At 68.4% G+C, this 18,940-nt stretch carries 23 protein-coding genes, 1 tRNA gene and 1 pseudogene; 19 read left to right on the forward strand and 6 right to left on the reverse strand.

The features are described from left to right. Positions 1–149 precede the first annotated feature (149 nt). From VGB60_RS04755 to VGB60_RS04785, 7 genes are all read left to right on the forward strand, one after another. Positions 150–740 (forward strand): riboflavin synthase, encoded by a 591-nt coding sequence (locus tag VGB60_RS04755; protein WP_331037127.1) that lies wholly within the window; start codon positions 150–152, stop codon positions 738–740. Beyond that, positions 740–1,873 (forward strand): 3,4-dihydroxy-2-butanone-4-phosphate synthase, encoded by a 1,134-nt coding sequence (gene ribB, locus VGB60_RS04760; protein WP_331037128.1) that lies wholly within the window; start codon positions 740–742, stop codon positions 1,871–1,873. The genes VGB60_RS04755 and ribB overlap by 1 nt, the downstream gene beginning before the upstream one ends. Then, positions 1,870–2,331: a 6,7-dimethyl-8-ribityllumazine synthase gene (gene ribH / locus VGB60_RS04765; protein ID WP_331037147.1), complete on the forward strand. Its 462-nt coding sequence runs from the start codon at positions 1,870–1,872 to the stop codon at positions 2,329–2,331. Before ribB ends, ribH begins: the two co-directional genes overlap by 4 nt. After that, a complete protein-coding gene (gene nusB, locus VGB60_RS04770; RefSeq protein ID WP_331037129.1) occupies positions 2,328–2,858 on the forward strand; it encodes a transcription antitermination factor NusB in 531 nt (176 codons plus the stop codon). The genes ribH and nusB overlap by 4 nt, the downstream gene beginning before the upstream one ends. 9 nt (positions 2,859–2,867) lie before the next feature. Then, on the forward strand, positions 2,868–3,857 hold the full coding sequence (thiL, locus tag VGB60_RS04775) for a thiamine-phosphate kinase (protein WP_331037130.1): 990 nt from the start codon (positions 2,868–2,870) through the stop codon (positions 3,855–3,857). Positions 3,858–3,894: 37 nt separating this feature from the next. After that, positions 3,895–4,320 (forward strand): hypothetical protein, encoded by a 426-nt coding sequence (locus tag VGB60_RS04780; protein ID WP_331037131.1) that lies wholly within the window; start codon positions 3,895–3,897, stop codon positions 4,318–4,320. Positions 4,321–4,496: 176 nt separating this feature from the next. Next, positions 4,497–6,644 carry a sodium-translocating pyrophosphatase gene (locus tag VGB60_RS04785; protein WP_331037132.1) on the forward strand — a complete coding sequence of 716 codons (2,148 nt, stop codon included), beginning with the start codon at positions 4,497–4,499 and terminating at the stop codon, positions 6,642–6,644. Positions 6,645–6,743: 99 nt separating this feature from the next. Here the strand turns inward: VGB60_RS04785 and VGB60_RS04790 are convergent, their stop codons facing one another. Continuing rightward, positions 6,744–7,241: an outer membrane protein assembly factor BamE gene (locus VGB60_RS04790; protein WP_331037133.1), complete on the reverse strand. Its 498-nt coding sequence runs from the start codon at positions 7,239–7,241 to the stop codon at positions 6,744–6,746. 83 nt (positions 7,242–7,324) lie between these two features. Between VGB60_RS04790 and VGB60_RS04795 the strand changes: the two genes are divergently transcribed. From VGB60_RS04795 to VGB60_RS04825, 7 genes are all read left to right on the forward strand, one after another. Next, positions 7,325–7,858 carry a ubiquinol-cytochrome C chaperone family protein gene (locus VGB60_RS04795; protein ID WP_331037134.1) on the forward strand — a complete coding sequence of 178 codons (534 nt, stop codon included), beginning with the start codon at positions 7,325–7,327 and terminating at the stop codon, positions 7,856–7,858. Continuing rightward, entirely contained in the window at positions 7,855–8,370 is a 516-nt protein-coding gene (locus tag VGB60_RS04800) for a DUF177 domain-containing protein (protein ID WP_331037135.1), read from the forward strand. The genes VGB60_RS04795 and VGB60_RS04800 overlap by 4 nt, the downstream gene beginning before the upstream one ends. Before the next feature lie 94 nt (positions 8,371–8,464). Continuing rightward, positions 8,465–9,553 (forward strand): phosphate acyltransferase PlsX, encoded by a 1,089-nt coding sequence (plsX, locus tag VGB60_RS04805; protein WP_331037136.1) that lies wholly within the window; start codon positions 8,465–8,467, stop codon positions 9,551–9,553. Continuing rightward, a complete protein-coding gene (locus VGB60_RS04810; protein ID WP_331037137.1) occupies positions 9,550–10,527 on the forward strand; it encodes a beta-ketoacyl-ACP synthase III in 978 nt (325 codons plus the stop codon). The genes plsX and VGB60_RS04810 overlap by 4 nt, the downstream gene beginning before the upstream one ends. A 75-nt stretch (positions 10,528–10,602) precedes the next feature. Beyond that, positions 10,603–10,911, forward strand: a complete 309-nt coding sequence (locus tag VGB60_RS04815) for an integration host factor subunit alpha (RefSeq protein WP_331037138.1) — start codon at positions 10,603–10,605, stop codon at positions 10,909–10,911. Between the two features lie 4 nt (positions 10,912–10,915). Then, complete coding sequence (locus VGB60_RS04820; protein ID WP_331037139.1) at positions 10,916–11,338, forward strand: MerR family transcriptional regulator; 423 nt, start codon at positions 10,916–10,918, stop codon at positions 11,336–11,338. Between the two features lie 54 nt (positions 11,339–11,392). Next, positions 11,393–11,469: transfer RNA gene (locus VGB60_RS04825), tRNA-Pro, on the forward strand. A gap of 43 nt (positions 11,470–11,512) precedes the next feature. Here the strand turns inward: VGB60_RS04825 and VGB60_RS04830 are convergent. Both VGB60_RS04830 and VGB60_RS04835 read right to left on the reverse strand, forming a co-directional pair. Beyond that, a complete protein-coding gene (locus VGB60_RS04830; RefSeq protein WP_331037140.1) occupies positions 11,513–11,719 on the reverse strand; it encodes a DUF2842 domain-containing protein in 207 nt (68 codons plus the stop codon). Continuing rightward, positions 11,719–11,970 (reverse strand): transglycosylase, encoded by a 252-nt coding sequence (locus VGB60_RS04835; RefSeq protein ID WP_331037141.1) that lies wholly within the window; start codon positions 11,968–11,970, stop codon positions 11,719–11,721. The genes VGB60_RS04830 and VGB60_RS04835 overlap by 1 nt, the downstream gene beginning before the upstream one ends. A 132-nt stretch (positions 11,971–12,102) precedes the next feature. On the opposite strand from VGB60_RS04835, the gene VGB60_RS04840 reads away from it, so the two are divergent. Further along, on the forward strand, positions 12,103–13,170 hold the full coding sequence (locus tag VGB60_RS04840; protein WP_331037142.1) for a COX15/CtaA family protein: 1,068 nt from the start codon (positions 12,103–12,105) through the stop codon (positions 13,168–13,170). Here VGB60_RS04840 and VGB60_RS04845 read toward each other — a convergent pair. Beyond that, complete coding sequence (locus VGB60_RS04845; protein WP_331037143.1) at positions 13,139–14,545, reverse strand: alkaline phosphatase PhoX; 1,407 nt, start codon at positions 14,543–14,545, stop codon at positions 13,139–13,141. The two genes, VGB60_RS04840 and VGB60_RS04845, sit on opposite strands and share 32 nt — an antisense overlap. A gap of 75 nt (positions 14,546–14,620) precedes the next feature. Next, positions 14,621–15,874, reverse strand: coding sequence for a DNA polymerase IV (locus VGB60_RS04850; protein WP_331037144.1), 1,254 nt, complete (start codon positions 15,872–15,874; stop codon positions 14,621–14,623). 125 nt (positions 15,875–15,999) lie between these two features. Between VGB60_RS04850 and VGB60_RS04855 the strand changes: the two genes are divergently transcribed. The 3 genes from VGB60_RS04855 (at position 16,000) to VGB60_RS04865 (ending at position 18,185) form a co-directional block, all read left to right on the forward strand. Then, a complete protein-coding gene (locus VGB60_RS04855) occupies positions 16,000–16,365 on the forward strand; it encodes a response regulator (protein ID WP_292064413.1) in 366 nt (121 codons plus the stop codon). 5 nt (positions 16,366–16,370) lie between these two features. Beyond that, complete coding sequence (locus VGB60_RS04860) at positions 16,371–17,735, forward strand: PleD family two-component system response regulator (protein WP_331037145.1); 1,365 nt, start codon at positions 16,371–16,373, stop codon at positions 17,733–17,735. A gap of 102 nt (positions 17,736–17,837) precedes the next feature. Further along, positions 17,838–18,185, forward strand: coding sequence for a hypothetical protein (locus VGB60_RS04865; protein WP_331037146.1), 348 nt, complete (start codon positions 17,838–17,840; stop codon positions 18,183–18,185). An 86-nt stretch (positions 18,186–18,271) separates the two neighbouring features. Here VGB60_RS04865 and rpmG read toward each other — a convergent pair whose 3' ends face one another. Next, positions 18,272–18,439 carry a 50S ribosomal protein L33 gene (rpmG, locus tag VGB60_RS04870; RefSeq protein ID WP_003164451.1) on the reverse strand — a complete coding sequence of 56 codons (168 nt, stop codon included), beginning with the start codon at positions 18,437–18,439 and terminating at the stop codon, positions 18,272–18,274. Positions 18,440–18,588: 149 nt separating this feature from the next. Between rpmG and VGB60_RS04875 the strand changes: the two are divergent. Next, positions 18,589–18,940, forward strand: a pseudogene (locus tag VGB60_RS04875) (hypothetical protein); the annotation flags it as partial.

The following is an 18,940-nucleotide window of genomic DNA, read 5'->3' on the forward strand; positions in this document are numbered from 1 at the left end:
TGACGGGCGGCCCTGCGTCGCTGCCCTGGCCCTTGCAAAGCTGGCCGACGCGCCCAAGTTCCGGCGGGTGTCCGCCGAGCCCGTGGGGGACGATCTGTGGGAGCGCTATGATGCGATCCGCTAACCTCCGTTCGCCCGGCGTCGCCTGAATGTTCACAGGCATCGTCACAGACATCGGCCGGGTGCGCTCGGTCCGCCAGACCGAGCGCGATCGTCGCTATGAAATCGAGACGACGTGGAACACGTCCGCCATCGATCTCGGCGCCTCGATCAGCCACGCCGGCTGCTGCCTGACGGTGACCGACAAGGGGTCCGACTGGTTCGCGGTCGAGGTCTCGGGCGAGACCCTGTCGAAGACCAGTCTGGGCGACTGGACCGAAGGCCATCGGGTCAATCTGGAGCGCGCCGCGAAGCTCGGGGACGAATTGGGCGGCCATATCGTCTCGGGCCACGTCGACGGACTGGGCCGGGTGGTGGCGATCGAGCCGGAGGGCGGTTCGCACCGCGTCCACATCGAAGCGCCGGCGCCTCTGCACCGCTTCATCGCGGCGAAGGGCTCCATCACGGTGGACGGGGTGTCACTGACCGTAAACGCGGTCGAGGGCGCGCGCTTCGAGGTCAACATCATCCCACATACCTGGGAAGCGACGACGTTGGGCGGTCTGAACGTCGGGGACGCGGTCAATCTCGAGATCGACATGCTGGCGCGATACCTCGCGCGGTGGCAGGAGACGGCGTGATGCAACTGGCCGCGAACATGAATGACAGCCCGATCAGCCCGATCGAGGACATCCTCGAGGACGCCCGCAACGGGCGGCCCTACATCCTCGTCGACGCCGAGGACCGCGAGAACGAGGGCGACATCATCATTCCGGCGCAGTTCGCGACGCCGGACCAGATCAACTTCATGGCCCGACACGCCCGGGGCCTGATCTGCCTCGCCATCACCAGCGAACGCGCCCGTCAGCTGCGCCTGCCGCCGATGGCCGCCGAGAACCGCACCAGCATGGGCACCGCCTTCACCATCTCGATCGAGGCCCGTGACGGTGTGACCACGGGCATCTCGGCCGCCGACCGGGCGCGAACCGTGCAGGTCGCCTCGGACCCGACCAAGGGCGCCGACGACATCGTGTCGCCGGGCCACGTCTTCCCGCTGGTCGCGCGGGACGGCGGAGTGCTGGTCCGCACCGGTCATACGGAAGCGGCCGTCGACATCAGCCGGATGGCCGGTCTGACCCCCGCCGGCGTCATCTGCGAGATCATGAACGACGACGGGTCGATGGCGCGGATGCCGGATCTGGTCGCCTTCGCCCAGCTGCACGGGCTCAAGATCGGGACCATCGCCGACCTGATCGCCTACCGCCGCCGCACCGAGCGCTACGTCGAGCGGGTCGTCGATACGCCGTTCGAGAGCGTCCACGGCGGGCCCTTCCGGCTGATGCTGTATCGGAACACGATCGAGGGCGCCGAACACGTCGCCCTCGTCCACGGCAAGGTGGAGCCGGGCAAGCCCACCCTCGTGCGGATGCACCAGGTGGACTTCGCCGCCGATCTGCTGGGCCACGTCGAGGCGCGGCAGAACTATGTGCCGCAGGCCCTGAAGGCGATCAGCGACCATCCGGGAGCGGGCGTCGTGGTCTTCCTGCGCGACCCCGGCCTGCACGGTCTGGCGGAACGGCTGGTCGGCGTCGAGAAACCCACAGCGGTGGACCGGTCGATTCGCAACTACGGCGTCGGCGCCCAGATCCTGCTCGACCTCGGCGTCCGCGACATGATCGTGATGAGCTCGACCCGCCCCAATCCCACCGCGCTGGACGGCTACGGCCTGCGCATCGTCGGGTGGCGCGACATGGACGGAGAAGACCAATCCTGACCGACCCCGTGCGCATCCTCGTCGTCGAGGCGCGCTTCTATGACGACTTGGCCGACGCGCTTCTCGAAGGCGCGACGGACGCCCTGCGCGCGCAGGGGGCGGCCTTCGACGTCGTGTCGGTCCCTGGCGCCCTCGAAATCCCTTCTGCCATCGCCATGGCCGAAGAAGCGGGCCGCTTCCCGACCGCCCCCCGATACGACGGCTATGTGGCGCTGGGCTGCGTCATCCGGGGGGAGACCTACCATTTCGAGATCGTCGCCGACCAGTCCGCCGCGGGTCTTCGCAACCTCGGCCTCAAGGGCGTGGCGATCGGCAACGGCATCCTCACCACGGAGGACGAGGATCAGGCCTGGACCCGCGCGCGCCTGAGCGAGGGCGACAAGGGCGGGGGCGCGGCGCGCGCCTGTCTGGACCTCATTGCCTTGCGCAAGCGGCTGCGCGTAGGACTGGCCTCGTGAACGAACCCGCCAGCCTCAAGTCCGTGCTCGAGCAACTCGCCGAAGCCGAAAAGCAGCGCGCCGAGCCGCAACTGACCAGCCGCCAGCGCCGCGCCCGCACCGTCGCCCGCCTCGCCGCCGTCCAGGCGCTCTACCAGATGGAGCTGGCCGGGGAGGGGGTCGAGACGGTGATCGCCGAATTCTCCAATCACCGTTTCGATTCCGACATGGAAGGCGAGCCGCTGGCCGAGGCGGACGAGGACTACTTCGCGAAAATCGTGCGGGGCGCCGTGGGTTCGCAGCGCGACATCGACGCGGCGGTGAAGGCGCGTCTGGCGTCGAACTGGCGGCTGGAGCGGCTCGACTCGACCCTGCGGGCCCTGCTGCGCGCCGGCGCCTGGGAGCTGCGGGAGCAGCAGGACGTGCCGAAGGAAATTGTCATCGACGAATATGTGGAGCTGGCGAAAGCCTTCTTTGACGATGCGGAGGCGAAGTTCGTCAACGCGGCGCTCGACGGCGTCGCCCGGGATTCCCGCCCCTCCGCCTAGGACCCTCTCATGCCTTCGGTCGATGTCGCAGGCGAGTTCGAGACCATCCGCCGCCTTTTTGCGCCGCTGGCCCATCCGGAGTGGGGGCGGGGGCTGCTGGACGATGTGGCGGTCGTGCCCACGCGGCCCGGCCACGATCTGGTGCTGACCAAGGACGCCATTGTCGAGGGTGTCCACTTCCTGCCGGCCGATCCGCTCGACACCGTGGCGCGCAAGCTGATGCGGGTGAACCTGTCGGACCTCGCCGCCAAGGGCGCGGAGCCGTTCGGTTATCTGCTCGCCTGTCACTGGTCGGAGCGGTGCGGCTGGCCCGAGCGGCAGGCCTTCTGTGACGGCCTGCGGGAGGATCAGAGGGCGTTCGGCGTGGCGCTGCTGGGCGGCGACACGGTCTCGACGCCCGGCCCGGCCAGCTTTTCGATGACGCTGCTGGGGTGGACGCCGAAGGGGAAGACGGTCGGCCGCGCGGGCGCCCGGGTCGGCGACCTGGTGTTCGTCACTGGCTCCATCGGCGACGGCTGGCTGGGTCTTGAAGCCTCGCTGGGCAAGCTGTCGCTCGAGTCGGAGCGTCTCGGCGCGCTGGCCGATCACTACCGGACGCCAATGCCTCGCGTGGAGTTCGCCGGTCCGGTGCGGGACTTCGCAACCGCCTCGATCGACATCTCCGATGGTCTGGTGGCGGACCTGGGCCATCTGGCGGAGGCCGGGGGGGTCGGCGTCGAGATCGACCTGGAGGCGGTGCCGCTGTCGGCCGCGGCGCAGGCATGGTTCGAGGGCCGCGTCGACGACCAGGCGGCGCTGGAGAAGCTGGTCACCGGCGGCGACGATTATGAGATCGCCCTGACAGTCTCGCCGCGTGACGAGGCCGCCGTACGGCGCGAAGCCGAGCGACGGCATCTCCGCCTGACCCGAATAGGGCGGGTGACCGCGGGGCGGGGCGTGATCGCGCGGTTCGGCGGGAAGCCGGTGAGCTTCGACAAAGGCGGCTTCAGCCACGGCTGACAACGAAATCTCAAGGCGTGCGGCCGATGATCCCGCCATGCGCCGTAGAGATCTGATCGCCGCCTCCGCCGCCATGCCGGTGCTCGCCGCCGGCGGCGCCGCCGTCGCAAGCGACACGCCCGCGCCGGGCGGGCAGAGCCTGAACATGCCCGGCGTGGGCCTGCCGGTCATCGTCGGCGGAAGGCTGCGCAACTACGTCTTCGTTTCGCTGCGCCTGCATCTCGGCGGCTCCGCCACGCCGGAATCGATGCGGACGAAGGAGGCGTTCCTGCGCGACGCCCTTGTCAGGGCGGGACACCGCACGCCCTTCGTCGTCGCTGACGACTGGACCCGCATCGACCCCGCCGCCCTGTCGGCCAGCCTGATGCGTGCGGCGGCGACCATCGCCGGACGGGGCCAGGTCGTGCGGGTTGAGGTCGTCAGCCAGGCGCCCCGTCGCCGGACCGGCGTCCGCTCCGCCTGACCCGGTTCATATTCCCGTTGCGCGGGGGCGCGGCATGCGGCACGTTTCCGCCGTAATTCCCCATGGACGCAACAGGCGTCCGCAACGCACGGGGGGACCGGAAGGCGGAAGAGGCGAATAACGCCCGCCGCGCCAAGGAACCGGGCGTCCATAGAATCACAGGGTTTGGAAACGCCATGAGCAACATTCTGTGGCTTGTCATCGCCGCAGGCGCGCTGGGGGTCCTGTACGGACTCGTCCAGACCGCCGCGCTGATGAAGGCCTCGACCGGCAACGACAAGATGCGCGAGATCGCCGCCGCGATCCAGGAAGGGGCCTCGGCCTATCTGCGCCGCCAGTACATGACCATCGCCATGGTCGGGGTCGTGATCCTGATCGCGGCCTGGCTGCTGATCGGCGTCTACGCCGCCGTCGGCTTCGTCATCGGCGCCGTGCTGTCCGGCCTCGCCGGTTTCGCGGGCATGCTGATCTCTGTCCGCGCCAACGTCCGCACCGCTCAGGCGGCGTCGGAAAGCCTCAGCAAGGGGCTGGATCTCGCCTTCCGTTCGGGGGCCATCACCGGAATGTTCGTGGCCGGGGGCGCGCTTCTGGGCGTGGCCGGCTACTACGCCTTCCTGACCGAGGGCGCGGGCTTCGAGAGCACCAGCCGGGAAGTGATCGACGGCCTCGTCGCCCTGGGCTTCGGCGCCTCGCTGATTTCGATCTTCGCCCGTCTGGGCGGCGGCATCTTCACCAAGGGCGCCGACGTCGGCGGCGACATGGTCGGCAAGGTCGAGGCGGGCATCCCCGAGGACGATCCCCGCAACGCCGCGACCATCGCCGACAACGTGGGCGACAACGTCGGCGACTGCGCCGGCATGGCCGCCGACCTGTTCGAGACCTATGCGGTGACCACCGTCGCGACGATGGTTCTGGCCGCGATCTTCTTCCGCGATCTTCCCTACGTCGAGACCATGATGCTGCTGCCGCTTGCGATCTGCGGCGTCTGCATCGTCACCTCCATCATCGGCAGCTTCTTCGTCCGCCTCGGCAAGAAGCAGAACATCATGGGAGCCCTGTATCAGGGCCTGATCGTCACGGGCGTGCTGTCGGCCATCGCCGTCTACTTCGTGATCAGGGAAATGGTCGGGGGCACGATCGTCACCAACAGCGGCCTGGCCATCGAGCCGATGAGCCTGTTCTGGTCTGGCATGGTGGGTCTGCTGGTCACCGCCGCCATCGTGGTGATCACCGAATACTACACCGGGTCCAACTTCCGCCCGGTCCGCTCGGTCGCCAACGCCTCGGTTTCGGGTCACGGCACCAACGTCATCCAGGGTCTGGCGGTCTCGCTGGAGTCGACCGCCCTGCCGGCGCTGACGATCATCGTCGGCATTATCGCCAGCTACCAGCTGGCGGGCCTGTTCGGCATCGCCATCGCCACCACGACCATGTTGGGCGTGGCGGGGATGATCGTGGCGCTGGACGCCTTCGGTCCGGTCACCGACAACGCCGGCGGCATCGCCGAGATGGCGGGCCTGCCGGCTGAGGTGCGTCATTCGACCGACGCGCTCGACGCGGTGGGCAACACCACCAAGGCCGTGACCAAGGGCTACGCCATCGGTTCGGCCGGTCTCGGCGCGCTGGTGCTGTTCGCGGCCTACACCTCCGATCTGGAGTATTTCGCCGCCAACCCGGATCTGTATCCGTTCTTCGCCAACATGGGCGAGGTCGCCTTCGACCTCACCAACCCCTACGTCGTCGTGGGCCTGCTGTTCGGCGGGCTGCTGCCCTTCCTGTTCGGCGGCATGTCGATGATGGCCGTGGGCCGGGCCGCCGAGTCGGTGGTGGAAGAAGTCCGCCGTCAGTTCCGCGAGAACCCCGGCATCATGACCTATGAGGTCAAGCCGGAGTACGGCCGGGCGGTCGACATCCTGACCAAGGCGGCGATCCGCGAGATGATCGTGCCGTCGCTGTTGCCGGTGCTGTCGCCGATCGTGCTGTTCGTCGCCATCCTGTTCCTGTCGGACAAGGCGGACGCCTTCGCCTCCCTCGGCGCCATGCTGATGGGCGTGATCGTCACCGGCCTGTTCGTCGCCATCTCGATGACCTCGGGCGGCGGCGCGTGGGATAACGCCAAGAAGGTGATTGAGGAGGGCTTCACCGACAAGAACGGCGTCCTCCACGGCAAGGGCTCCGAGGCCCACAAGGCCGCGGTGACCGGCGACACGGTCGGCGATCCCTACAAGGACACCTCCGGTCCGGCGGTGAACCCGATGATCAAGATCACCAACATCGTCGCCCTGCTTCTGCTGGCGGTGCTGGCGAGCGGCAAGATCGTCTGACGAGACAGCCTGCCTCCGCTCCGGCGGAGGCAGGCGTTCGGCCATGGAAAAGGCCCTGGAGAGCGATCTCCGGGGCCTTTTTCTCGTTCCCGCTGCGGACTATTCGTCGCGGCGTTGCTGGCCGGGCTGGTCCTCGTCGGTGCGGGGCAGCTGGCCCCGGCCGACGTTGCCCAGCAGTTGTTCGAGGATGGTCAGCTGGCGGCCCCGGGTCGGGGTCTCGCGGCCGTTCATGGTCAGCTGCTGACCGTCGTCGAGGCCGAGGGCGTTCACCGCCGCGACCTGACCGGCGTCGTTGAAAGTGATCTCCGTCACCGAGCGCTGGGTCACCTGGGGCCGGTTGTAGGTGTATTTCTCGGTCACCTGGCTGATGTAGTACCAGACGTTGTCGCGCTCGAAGGTCGAGGTCGTCGACGGCGTGCCCAGCTTGGCCAGCACCGTCTGCTTGGTGTCCGTGCCGGCGACGATGTCGGTCGGCTTGGCGTCGATGGCCTGGAAGCCGTTCTGGCCCACCACCGGGGCGCAGGCGGACATGGCCACGGCCGCGGCCGCCAGAATGGCGGCGGTCGGGGCGGCGATGACGAGCTTGGGATGGACCATTTGCGGCGCCTGCGACTTCAACAAGGTCTTTGACCTAACCGGAGCCGAGCCTTAGTTCAACGGCGCGGCGGAAAAGGGGCCGCATGACCATGCTCCAGAATCTGTTTCGACCCCGCGCCCGCGAGCGCCTCGGCCTCCCGCTCTATGAGCTGGCGGTGCGGCAGGCGCGCGATCCGCGCTTCTACACCGGCCTCGGCGTCGCCGACCGCATCGACGCACGGTTCGAGCTGTACACGCTTCATGTCCTGCTTCTGGTCATGCGCCTGCGCGATGAGGGCCCGCGCGGCGCCGAGGCTGGGCAGGACCTCTTCGACACCTATGTCTCGGCCCTTGATCATGCCTTGCGCGAGCTGGGGGTCGGCGACATCTCGGTCGGCAAGAAGATGCGCAAGCTGGGCGAGGCCCTGTATGGCCGGATGACCGCCTATGAGGAGCCGCTCCGCGACGGCGACGCCGCGGCGCTGTCAGCAGGGCTGGCGCGCAATGTTTTCGAGCAGGACGACGCAGCGGTCGGCGAGCGGTTGGCGGCGTACGCCATCGCCAGCCGCGCCCGGATGGCGGCTCAGCCTTTCGAAGCGGTCCTGACAGGGCCCGACTGGGCCGAGGTGGCGGCATGAGCGCGCCGGAACCACCCTTCAGCGAACCGGTCCGACTCCACCAGATCGGGGGCGGCGTGAAGCGGACGCTCGAGCCTGACGCGGACGCCCGGGCGCGCATCGCCAAGGCGCTCGACCTTGGTTCTCTGGACGCCTTCACGGCCGACATGGATCTAACCCCCTCGGCGGGCGGTTGGCGGCTCAAGGGTCGCGTGCGGGCGACGCTGGCCCAGACCTGCGGCATCACGCTCGAGCCGCTGCCGCTCGAGGTCGACGCCCTGTTCACCATCAACCTGGCGGAAACCGCGGCCGATCCGGACGCCGGGGAGATCGTCATCACCCTGGACGACGAATCGCCGGACCTGGTCGAGAACGGGCAGATCGATCTGGGCCAGTACGCGGTCGAGCAACTGGCGCTGCAGCTGGATCCCTTCCCGCGGAAGCCGGGGGCTGAGTTCGTTCAGCCGCCGGAGCCGGAAGAAATCTCGCCCTTCGCCGTCCTCAAGCAACTGCGGCCCAACGACGAAGGTTGACGCCGGGGCGACGCGGTTGCATCCCCCCGGAGCGGCGGTATCGTCGCCGCATGGACGAGCGCCGGACCCGACGGCGCGACGGAGTCGAAACGGCTTGTCATCCCCTGTTCTGATCTCGCTCGACGCCATGGGCGGAGACCACGGTCCGCCAGTCGTGGTCGCCGGCGTCCGCGACTACCGCAAACATCACGGCGGCGAGGGCGTGCGCTTTCTGCTGCACGGCGACGAGGCCGCGATCCGCGCGGAGATGACCCGCTGCGGCCTGACCGACCAGGTCTGCGAGATCCGGCACACGGACAAGGTCGTCGGCATGGACGAAAAGCCGGCGCAAGCGATGCGGCGCGGCAAGGGCTCCAGCCTTTGGAACGCCATAGAGGCGGTGAAGGCCGGCGAAGCCGCCGCCGTGGTCTCGGCCGGCAACACCGGCGCGCTGATGGCCATTTCAAAACTGCTGCTGCGGATGTCGGCGCCGGGACTCGAACGGCCCGCCATCGTCGCCAGCTGGCCGACGCTGCGTGGCGTCACGGCGGTGCTGGACGTCGGCGCCAATGTCGAGAGCGACGCCGAGCAGCTGATCGAGTTCGCCATCATGGGCGCGGCCTTCCACGGAGCCGTGCATGCGGCAGCCGCGCCGCCCTCCATCGGCATCCTGAACGTCGGCTCCGAAGAGATGAAGGGCCACGAAGAGGTGCGCGAGGCCAACCGCATCCTGCGCGAGCGCGGCGAGGGCCTGAACCTCGACTATCGCGGCTTCGTCGAGGGCGACGACATCGCCAAGGGCACCGTCGACGTCGTCGTCACAGACGGCTTCACCGGTAACATCGCGCTCAAGACGGCCGAGGGCGTCGCCCGGTTCATCTCGGCCCTGATGAAGGAGGCGCTGACCTCGAGCGTGTCGGCCAAGGCGGGCGCCCTGCTGGCTCTCCCGGCGCTGAAGCGGATGCGGCAGAAGATCGACCCCAGCACGATCAACGGCGGCCCTCTGCTCGGCCTGAACGGCATTGTCGTGAAGAGCCACGGCGGCGCCGACGCCAAAGGCTACGGAAATGCAATCCGCATCGCTGTGGAATTGGGCCGGAGCGACTATCTGTCCAAGGTCAAAGAGAGTTTCAGCCGCCTCGGCGCGGTGATGGAACAGCCGGCCCCGGCCACCGAGCCGACGGCCATGGAGACGTCGAAGTGAGCGTAGTCCGCAGCGCCGTGACCGGCGTCGGGTCCTTCCTGCCGGAACAGGTGATCACCAACGCCGATCTTTCCAAGATCGTCGACACCTCGGACGAGTGGATCGTCGAACGCACCGGCATCCGCCAGCGCCACAAGGCGCGGGACGATCAGCCGACCAGCGATCTGGCGACGGAAGCCGCCCGGCGAGCGCTGGCGGACGCCGGCCGCACGGCGGACGAGGTCGATCTGATCGTGGTCGGGACCACCACGCCCGACCTAACCTTCCCGTCGGTCGCCTCGATCGTGCAGCGCAAGTTGGGCGCCCCGACCTGCATCGCCTTTGACGTCCAGGCCGTCTGCTCGGGCTTCGTCTATGCGCTCAGCGTCGCCGACGGCTTCGTCGCGCGAGGACTCGCGAAATGCGCGCTGGTCATCGGCGCCGAGGAGATGACGCGGCTGATGGACTGGACTGACCGGTCGACCTGCGTGCTGTTTGGCGACGGGGCCGGCGCCGTGGTGGTCGAGCCGCGCGAGGGGCAGGGCACCAAGGAGGATCAAGGCCTGCTCGGCTTCGCCCTGCGCTGCGACGGGACCAAGACCGATATGCTGTACGTCGACGGCGGTCCGGCCACGACAGGGACGGTCGGCCACCTGCGGATGGCCGGAAACCAGGTCTTCCGCCACGCGGTGGTGAACATCGCCGAGGCGATCACCGCCGCCTGCGCCGCCTCGAACATCGAGATCGCCGACGTCGACTGGTTCGTGCCGCACCAGGCCAACCAGCGGATCATCAAGGGCGTCGGCGACCGGCTCGGTCTCGACGAGAATAAGGTGATCTCGACAGTCGCCATGCACGCCAACACCTCGGCGGCCTCGATCCCGCTGGCCCTCGACGCCGCCATCCAGGACAGTCGGATCAAGCGCGGCGATCTGGTGCTGATGGAGGCCATGGGCGGTGGACTGACATGGGGCGCCTGCGCCTTTCGGCTGTAAGGCGTCTTTCCGCCTTTCCATTTGACGACGCTTGCTCTTTTATGTCCGCAACCGACCTTTGGAGGGGAGCGGACCTTGGCCGAACACCAGACCCTGACACGCGCGGACCTGTGCGAAGCGGTCCACGACGAGGTCGGACTGTCGCGGCAGGAATGCTCGGCCCTGGTCGAACGGACGCTGGAACTGATCGTGGAGTCGCTGGAGCGTGGTGAGACGGTCAAGCTGTCCGGATTTGGCGTCTTTCAGGTGCGCGAGAAGAGCGCCCGGATGGGCCGCAACCCCAAGACCGGCCAGCCGGCGGCGATCCACCCGCGTCGGGTCATCAGTTTCCGCGCCTCGCAGATCATGAAGGGCCGGGTTCACGACGCCGTCGTGGCCGCCTGACGCCGTGGCCAAGAGCCCGAACGCATTCAGGACGATTTCGGAAGCCGCCGAGGAAGTCGGCGCACCCCAGCATGTGCTGCGCTTCTGGGAGACCAAATTCGCCTTCCTAACGCCGCTCAAGCGGGCGGGTGGGAGGCGGTTCTACCGTCCGCAGGACATCGTGGTGCTGAAGGCGGTCAAGCGGCTGCTCCACGATGAGGGCCTGACCATCAAGGGCGTTCAGCGGCTGCACAAGGAGCAGGGCCTCAAGCGCCTCGCCCACTACGGCGACCCCGAAGGGCTGGTCGCGTTCGAGCCGGAGGGCGCCGCCCCAGCGGCCCTCACGCCTCCTGCCGCCCGCCAGTCGTCCATTCGCCTGCGTCAGGCGCTGGCCGATCTGGAGGGCTCCAAGGCCCGGCTTGAAGCGGTGTTGTCGAGAAGCGCCTGAAGACCGCTTTTTGGGTTTGCCGCGCCGTCAACCCCGTCTATAGGGAGCCCCTCTCGGAGCGTGGCGCAGCCTGGTAGCGCACTTGACTGGGGGTCAAGGGGTCGCAGGTTCGAATCCTGTCGCTCCGACCATTTTCCCTTGACCCGGAAAGCCGCGGCCGCCGAGGCGCCGCCCTCACTTCCCGCGAGAACCGCCCTCGGCCCATCGGAACAGCGGATACAGCGGCACGCCCCAGCCGACGCCGGCGACGGCGAACACCACCAGATCGATCAGTTGCGACGGCGGCATCAGGCCGCGGATCGCGATCGCGCCCCAGACCCAGGCGATCAGGAAGACGATGAGGCCGATCATGGCGACGAAGCGCCGGGTGCGCGGCCCCATCAGCGCTTGCTCCGGAACAGGAAGAAGGCTCCCAGCGCCAGCGCCGAGCCGGCGAGCGACCAGCCCACCCAGGTCCAGCCGTCCATCGTGCCGACGGCGAAGACGCGGATGGCCAGGAACCAGCCCGCGACGGCGGCCACGCCCGACACCAGAGAGGTCGCGAACAGGCCGCGGCGGCCGGTGACCAGATCGGCCAGCCAGGCCAGCAGAAAAGCTCCCACGACGGCGGTGATGACCTCGGCGTACTGCAACCCGTCTCCTCCAGACTTGCGGCGATGCGACGCCGAAAAGCGACTCGCTCTCGCCACGCCGGGCGGGCATACCGCCAAGGCCGACGCTCCGCGAGGGCGTCATAGTGTATCGGTCGGGACAGCGGGCGTCGAATGAAGCGTTTCAGGTCAGGCGATCAGAGCCGCGCGGTTGCGATCTGGCTGTTCGTCTGCGCTGCGCTGGTGTTCGCCATGGTCGTGGTCGGCGGGGCGACGCGGCTGACCGGCTCGGGCCTGTCCATTACCGAATGGAAGCCGATCATGGGCGCCCTGCCGCCGATGGGCGATGCGGACTGGCGCACGGCGTTCGAGAAATACCGGGCCATTCCCCAGTACCAGCAGGTCAACGCCGGCATGAGCCTGGCGGAGTTCAAGGGCATCTTCTGGTGGGAGTGGGCCCACCGGCTGCTGGGGCGGCTGATCGGCGCGGCCTTCGCCATTCCCTTCGCGGCCTTCTTGATCCTGCGGCGCATTCCGCGCCGTCTGATCGTCCGATGCGCGGTGCTGCTGGCGCTTGGCGGCCTGCAGGGCCTGATCGGCTGGTGGATGGTCTCCAGCGGGTTGTCCGAGCGCGTCGACGTCGCCCCCGAGCGTCTGGCGACGCATCTGGGTCTGGCCCTGCTGATCTTCATCGGCCTGATCTGGAACGGGCTTGAAGCTTGGCATGGGGAGTCGCATGCGCGTCCGCCGTCGGGCTGGAGCCGGGCCGCCGCCGTGTTGCTGGGCGCGGTTTTCTTCCAGTGCCTGCTCGGGGGACTGGTCGCGGGGTCCAAGGCCGGGTTCGTCTACACCGACTGGCCGCTGATGAACGGGTCGTGGGTTCCCCCGATCGATTGGGGCATCGGGGCCCTTGCCTTCCTGCACGATCAGGGGCTGGTGCAGTTCAATCACCGCATCTGGGCCTATGCGCTGCTGGTGGGAGGTACACTGTACGCCGTGCAGGCCTGGCGCTGGCGTCTGGCGGAGGGGCTCGGGGTAGGCGCCTTCGCGGTGGCGCTGACGCTGTGGCTCCAGGCCGGTTTGGGGATCGTGACGCTGATGAGCGCCGTGCCGCTCGGCCTTGGCGTGCTGCATCAGGCGGGCGCCGTGGTCGTGCTCGCCGCCGCCACGGTCAACTTCTGGCTGGTGCGCCGGTCTCAGGCGCGACTGTTCACGTCCGGACCGAGGTCCAGGGGCCTTTGATCGCCAGCGTCACGCCCGGGAACTGGATGTTGACGAACATGGTCTCACCGTCGGGCGCGAAACAGACGCCGGCCAGTTCGCCGTTGCCCTGAAAGACGTTGCGGCCGAGCGTGTATAGCCGACCCTCCGGCGTGACGCCGCGCAGGTGGTTTCGAATATCGTTCGAGTAGTTGTCCTCGCAGACGATCAGGTGCCCCCACGGCGCGACCGTCAGGTTGTCGCCCATGTTGAAGGTCTTCTCGTTCATCGTCTCGAGGAACAACTGGACCCGGCCCGGGCGGCGCCGTTCGCCGGCCGCGCCCTCGTCGGCCGACGGCACATAGCGCAGGATCTGGCCGCGCTTCAGCGGTCCGCCAGAGGTGGCGGTCAGATACAGCTCGCCGTCGCCCCAATGGACGCCTTCGCCCCGCGCCACCAGCACGGCGCCCGCTGCGTGGCCGCGCATTCGCAGGTCGCCGTTGGGGCTCTCGACGTCTTCGAGGTCGATCCAGTCGGTCTCGCGCCAGTCACCCACTGACCAGATGCGCTGCTGCTGGTTCGATGAGTTTGCCCCGGGCGCGCCGCGGAACACCATGGCCTGAAGTCGGCCGCCCTCGGCCAGCCGCCCCGGCGTCGTCGGGATGAAACGGTAGAACAGGCCGTCTTCCTTGTCCTCGGTCAGATAGACGATGCCCGTCCGGGGATCGACGGCGACGGCTTCGTGCTCGAACCGGCCCATGGCCTTGAGCGGCACGGGATCGGCGAGACCGGTCTCCGCCGCGGGCACCTCGAACACATAACCGTGCTCCCGCATGACGTCGTGGGTGGCCGGGGCGTCCTCGGTCTCCTCGCAGGTGAGCCAGCTGCCCCACGGCGTGGCCCCGCCGCAGCAGTTCGTGCTGGTGCCGGCGAGGCTCAGGTGCTGGCGCACGGTCTCGCCGCTGGCGAGGTCGTAGACGACTGTGGTGGTGCCGCCTGGCAGGGGCCGCCCGGCCTTGTCGGTGTCATAGGCGCGTGACGCGTCCAGCCGGTGCAGCCGCTCCTGGTGGAAGCCGCCCGCACCCCAGTTGCGATGGGTCCGGTTCTTGGCGTTGAGCTCGTGGTTGCGAACCAGGGCGACCCGGCTGCCTTCCAGCGGGAAACAGGCCATGCCGTCGAACTGGCCGGGCACCAGAAGCCCGTCGGCCATGGTCTCGCCGCCCTGCGAGATGACGCGGTAGCTGAAGCCCTCGGGCAGATCGAACAGGCCGTTGGGATCGCGAACGAGCGGGCCGTAGCCCTCGACTTCGTTGAGGTAGCTCTCCTCGGCGGCGGCCTGCGCCGCGGCGTTCCGGGCCATGCCGGCGAAGGCGAGGGCGGCGGAACCTGCGATCAACTGACGGCGGTGGGGGCGCATGCGAGACTCCGGCGAACGCCGCGGTTATGGCCGGGCGTTCGGCCTTCGTCATCATGGATATGTGACGGGCGAGACCTAGGGGCCGCGGTCTTTCAGCGCGCGTCCGGCGACGACGGCGGTCTCACCGAAGCGGGCCCGCAAGGCGTCGATCGCCGTCTCTGTTTTCAGCGAGCGAGCCTCGGTCGTCTCGAACAGCGCCGGGGCGTCGACGGCGTCCACCACCTCGGCCATTCCGATGCCGATCAGGCGGTACGGCCGGCCCAGTTCGGGCCTCAGCAGATCGCGACCCGCCGCGAACAGGGCCCGTGCCGTCTGCACCGGCTCCGGCAGCGAAATCCGGCGGGTGACGATCTTGAAGTCCGTCCGCCGCAGCTTCAGCACCAGGACGCGGCTGGCGACCCCGTCCCGTCGCGCCTTCGACGCCAGCTTCTCGCACAGCGGCCACAGCTCTGCCTCAAGGTCGGCGGCGGCGGTCAGGTCGTCATTGAAGGTGGTTTCCGCACTCATCCCCTTGCGGTCGTGTTCGGGATTGACCCGGCGGCTGTCGCGGCCGTGGGCGAGGTCGTGCAGGCGCAAGCCGGTCTCGCCATAGCGTTTCATCAGGTCGCGCGGGTCGGCCGCGGCGAGATCGCTCACGGTGGCGTACCCGTCGCTCTGAAGCGTCTTTCGGAACACCGGCCCGACGCCCGGCAGGACGCCTACGGGCTTCGGCGCCAACAGCGCCTGCGCCTCCGACCCGATGACCGAGAAGCCGCGCGGCTTGTCGAGTTCCGAAGCGACTTTGGCGAGGAAGCGATTGGAGGCGAGGCCGATGGACACGGTCAGGCCCGTCTCCTCCTCGATCCGCTTCTGCAGGCGGATCAGCTGCAACGCCGGCGGGCCGCCGTTGAGCCGCTCTGTGCCCGACAGGTCGATCCACGCTTCGTCCAGCGACAGCGTCTGCACCAACGGGGTCAGGTCGCGCACGGCCCCAAAGATGGCGGCGCTGGCTGCCTTGTACTTGGCGAAGTCCGGCTTGATTACCACGGCGTCCGGGCAGGCCTTCAGCGCCTTGAACATAGGCTGGGCGGAGCCGACGCCGTACAGGCGCGCGATATAGCAGGCGGTCGTCACCACCCCCCGCCTGCCGCCGCCGACGATGACCGGCTTGTCCCGCAGCTCCGGCCGGTCTCGCTTCTCGACCGAGGCGTAGAAGGCGTCGCAGTCCAGGTGGGCGATGGTCAGCGAATCAAGTTCGGCATGGCCGAGCACGCGACGAGAGGCGCAGATCGGGCATCGCTCGACCTGGCCTTCGCCGGTCCAGAAGCAGTCGCGGCAGATGGCCTTCACGTCGACGCCCCTGTCCCCCGGATTGGTGGCTTCACCCCAACTTAAGACCCCGCGCGGCAGACTGCGAGGAGAAGGCGAAAAGCCTCCGTGCAGACGCACTCCGCGAGGCGACAGGCCAGGTGATGATGTCCAAGAAAGTCCTCATCGTCGAGGATAACGAGCTGAACATGAAGCTCTTTCATGATCTGCTCGACTCCCAGGGCTACGAGACGCTGCAGACCCGCGAGGGTCTTCAGGCGCTCGCCCTTGCACGCCTGCACAAACCCGACCTGATCCTGATGGACATCCAGTTGCCTGAGATCTCGGGGCTGGAGGTCACCAAATGGCTGAAGGATGACGAGGAGCTGAGCCACATCCCGGTCGTCGCCGTCACCGCCTTCGCCATGAAGGGGGACGAGGAGCGTATCCGCAACGGCGGCTGCGAGGCCTACATCTCCAAGCCGATTTCGGTGATGCACTTCCTCGACGTGGTCCGGAAGCACCTGGGGTAGGGCCGATGACCGCGCGCATCCTTGTCGTTGACGATGTCGAGCCCAACGTCCGCCTGCTCGAGGCGAAGCTGACGCTCGAATACTACGAGGTGCTGACCGCCTGCGACGGCGCCACGGCGCTGCAGATCGCGTCCGACGAGCGGCCGGACATCATCCTGCTGGACGTCATGATGCCCGGCATGGACGGCTTCGAGACCTGCCGCCGGCTGAAGGCCGACCCGGTCACCCGGCATATTCCGGTCGTGCTGGTTACAGCGCTGGACGGGCGCGAGGACAAGATCAAGGGACTGGACGCGGGCGCCGACGACTTCGTGACCAAGCCGATCGACGACGTCATCCTGTTCGCCCGCGTGAAGTCGCTGGTGCGGCTGAAGTCGGTCATGGATGAACTTCGCGAACGCGAGGAGAGCGGTCGCCGCCTCGGCGTCGACACCGACGGGGCCGGACGGCTCCGCGGCTCGGGCGGGCGTGTGCTGATCGTCGACGACAACGAGCGGCAGGCCGCCAAGATGGTCGAGCATCTGGCCGGCGAGCATCGGCCCACGGTCGAGTCAGATCCTGCCGCCGCCCTCATCGCGGCGCGCGGCCCGGTGGACCTGATGATCGTCAACGTTTCCAGCAGCGGTTTCGACGGCCTGCGCTTCGTGGCCCAGATCCGCTCGACCGAGGCGTCCCGGCGCCTGCCGATTCTCGCCGTGATCGATCAGGCCGACCGGCCCCGGCTCCTGAAGGCCCTCGAGCTTGGGGTGAACGACATCCTGCTGCGCCCGGTCGACGCGGAAGAGCTGGAGGCGCGGACCCGGACCCAGGTCAAGCGCAAGCGCTACGCCGACTTCCTGAAGCAGAAGCTGGACTACAGTCTTGAGATGGCCGTCACCGACGCCCTGACCGGCTTGCACAACCGGCGCTATATGGCCGGGCAGCTGCAAGCCCTGCTGGGCCGGGCCGGGCAGGGCGGAGACGGGGTCGCCGTGCTGGTCATGGACATCGACCACTTCAAATCGGTCAACGACAGCTTCGGGCACGACGCCGGCGACGAGGTGCTGCGCGAGTTCGCCGTGCGTCTGGCGACCAACGTCAGGGCCATCGATCTGCCGTGCCGCCTCGGCGGCGAGGAGTTCGTCGTGGTCATGCCGGGCGCCGGGCTCGAGGACGCGCTGCGGGTGGCGGATCGCATCCGGCGCGACGTCGCCGCCCAGCCGTTCCCGATCATGGGCGGGAGCGAGGGTCTGACGATCACAGTGTCCGTCGGCGTGGCCGCCAGCGCGGGCGGGACGGATACGCCGGAGGCTCTGCTGAAACGCGCCGACGAGGGCGTGTACGAGGCCAAGGCCAAGGGCCGGAACCAGGTCATCGCCCGCGCGGCCTGACCACACATTTCCAGATCGTGGCGCCGGAAGGGCGCGGCGTTACGACGATTTCACTGGCTGGTCGTCGCCGATGGGCGGATGCTCTCTGCCAGGAGAACCGCCATGTCCCTGGCCGCCACGCTGCTCGCCGTCGTCGCCCTGCTCGGGCCGTCGCCGGTTCCCTTGGCGCCCTGCCGCACGGTTGATCCGTCCACCGCGCCCGTCGGGGTCGAGTTCCGCAATGCCGTGGCCGTCGGGGACTTCGCCATGGTCACATTGACCGGTGAGAGCGCCTGCGACCTGAACCGGCGCGGCGAAGGGCGCTGCGTCGTGCGGGATCCGCGCGTCATCAAGATCACCATGGCCGGCCGCCATGCCTGGTTCGCCGTGGCGCAGGGGCGCGCGGCCCAGATCAAGGTGGAGAACGGCGCCGCGACCTGCTCGGTCGTGCGGGAAACCGGCAAGGGCTGACCCCCCGCGGTCGAGCACGGGATCGGGCAAAGAAAAACGCCCGGCGTTGCGGCCGGGCGTCTGACGAACTGGCGGTCGGCGAGATCTTACTTGATCTTGCCTTCCTTGAACTCGACGTGCTTGCGCACGACGGGGTCGTACTTCTTCACGACCATCTTCTCAGTCATGGTGCGGGCGTTCTTCTTGGTGACGTAGAAGAAGCCGGTGTCGGCCGTGGAGTTCAGGCGGATCTTGATGGAAGCCGGTTTGGCCATCGGAATTACCTCTGCGACGGCGAAAGCCGCTAAAATAAGAGGCGCGGAACATACTCAGGCGCGGTGGGAAGTCAACGGCGCGTGTCGCCCACGTCCCGGCGCCTCGTTCCATGCTGGGCGGGGCGGCGTCGCGGCGCTAGGTTGATCGCATGAAACAGGTCATCGCCGCCATCTCCGCCCTCGCGCTCTCCGCCTGCGCCACGCTTCCGACCGCCGCCCCGCAGCAGGACGCCTTCATGGCGAACCTGAACGCGCTGTGCGGCCAGCGCTTCGAGGGGCGGGTCGTTACGACCGACCCGGCCGACGCCAGCTTCACGCGCTCGCGCCTGCTGATGCATGTCCGCGACTGTTCGGCGGACGAGGTCCGCATTCCCTTCTGGGTCGGCGACGACCGCTCCCGCACCTGGGTGATCAGCCGGAACGACGAACGCGGCCTGACCCTGAAGCACGATCACCGCGACCCCGAAGGCAAGCCGGTCGGTCTGCACTGGTATGGCGGAG

The sequence above is a fragment of the Brevundimonas sp. genome (genome assembly GCF_036399195.1).
GTDB lineage: Bacteria > Pseudomonadota > Alphaproteobacteria > Caulobacterales > Caulobacteraceae > Brevundimonas.

What these genes read in the sequence shown, in the direction of transcription:
- VGB60_RS04755 (WP_331037127.1), top strand. Translation starts at nt 150, where the DNA reads ATGTTCACAGGCATCGTCACAGACATCGGCCGGGTGCGCTCGGTCCGC.
- ribB (WP_331037128.1), top strand. Translation starts at nt 740, where the DNA reads ATGCAACTGGCCGCGAACATGAATGACAGCCCGATCAGCCCGATCGAG.
- thiL (WP_331037130.1), top strand. Translation starts at nt 2,868, where the DNA reads ATGCCTTCGGTCGATGTCGCAGGCGAGTTCGAGACCATCCGCCGCCTT.
- VGB60_RS04780 (WP_331037131.1), top strand. Translation starts at nt 3,895, where the DNA reads ATGCGCCGTAGAGATCTGATCGCCGCCTCCGCCGCCATGCCGGTGCTC.
- VGB60_RS04785 (WP_331037132.1), top strand. Translation starts at nt 4,497, where the DNA reads ATGAGCAACATTCTGTGGCTTGTCATCGCCGCAGGCGCGCTGGGGGTC.
- VGB60_RS04790 (WP_331037133.1), bottom strand. Translation starts at nt 7,241, where the DNA reads ATGGTCCATCCCAAGCTCGTCATCGCCGCCCCGACCGCCGCCATTCTG.
- VGB60_RS04795 (WP_331037134.1), top strand. Translation starts at nt 7,325, where the DNA reads ATGACCATGCTCCAGAATCTGTTTCGACCCCGCGCCCGCGAGCGCCTC.
- VGB60_RS04800 (WP_331037135.1), top strand. Translation starts at nt 7,855, where the DNA reads ATGAGCGCGCCGGAACCACCCTTCAGCGAACCGGTCCGACTCCACCAG.
- VGB60_RS04830 (WP_331037140.1), bottom strand. Translation starts at nt 11,719, where the DNA reads ATGGGGCCGCGCACCCGGCGCTTCGTCGCCATGATCGGCCTCATCGTC.
- VGB60_RS04840 (WP_331037142.1), top strand. Translation starts at nt 12,103, where the DNA reads ATGAAGCGTTTCAGGTCAGGCGATCAGAGCCGCGCGGTTGCGATCTGG.
- VGB60_RS04845 (WP_331037143.1), bottom strand. Translation starts at nt 14,545, where the DNA reads ATGCGCCCCCACCGCCGTCAGTTGATCGCAGGTTCCGCCGCCCTCGCC.
- VGB60_RS04855 (WP_292064413.1), top strand. Translation starts at nt 16,000, where the DNA reads ATGTCCAAGAAAGTCCTCATCGTCGAGGATAACGAGCTGAACATGAAG.
- VGB60_RS04860 (WP_331037145.1), top strand. Translation starts at nt 16,371, where the DNA reads ATGACCGCGCGCATCCTTGTCGTTGACGATGTCGAGCCCAACGTCCGC.
- VGB60_RS04865 (WP_331037146.1), top strand. Translation starts at nt 17,838, where the DNA reads ATGTCCCTGGCCGCCACGCTGCTCGCCGTCGTCGCCCTGCTCGGGCCG.
- rpmG (WP_003164451.1), bottom strand. Translation starts at nt 18,439, where the DNA reads ATGGCCAAACCGGCTTCCATCAAGATCCGCCTGAACTCCACGGCCGAC.